This window comes from Marinifilum sp. N1E240, assembly GCF_009295825.1.
Classification (GTDB): Bacteria; Bacteroidota; Bacteroidia; order Bacteroidales; family Marinifilaceae; genus Marinifilum_A; species Marinifilum_A sediminis.
In genome coordinates, this window is record NZ_WHKF01000041.1 from 1 (window position 1) to 473 (window position 473).

1 protein-coding gene is annotated in these 473 nt (G+C 28.5%); it reads left to right on the forward strand.

The genetic code is table 11. The features are described from left to right. Positions 1-12 precede the first annotated feature (12 nt). Positions 13-473 (forward strand): hypothetical protein (locus GCQ56_RS20175; protein WP_152736342.1); only part of this gene is annotated, 461 nt, incomplete at its 3' end.

Consider the following 473-nt stretch of genomic DNA (forward strand, 5'->3'; position numbering starts at 1 on the left):
ATACGAGTAAAAATGAATAGACGCGCAATATATTTATCACTAACACATTTGCTAATCATTATTGGCATGGTCTTAATTGTGCCAAGATTTATCATTTCAGATGAACCAGATCTAAAAGATTTTGCATTAATTGGACTATTAATTGGATTAGCTTTTCTAAGATCCAACTTCCTGACACTAAATTACCTATTGAACGATCACAATCAAATAATCTTAATCAACAGAAATAATCTTACAGTATATAAAGGACGGAAAAAAGAAGTGATAGAATTAAACGAGATTAAGAAATGTTATTTCATAAAACCGTCATACGTTAATGGTAATATGGCAACGGTAAGTTATTTTAATTACTGCTGTTTCTTACTGAAAAATGGAAATAGAATTTTTGTTACCAGTTTAAGCTTTCCTATTGAAAAAACCTTGAGAAAAAATAAGATCAATTTTAGTAAGATTAAGATGATTATGCCTTACCT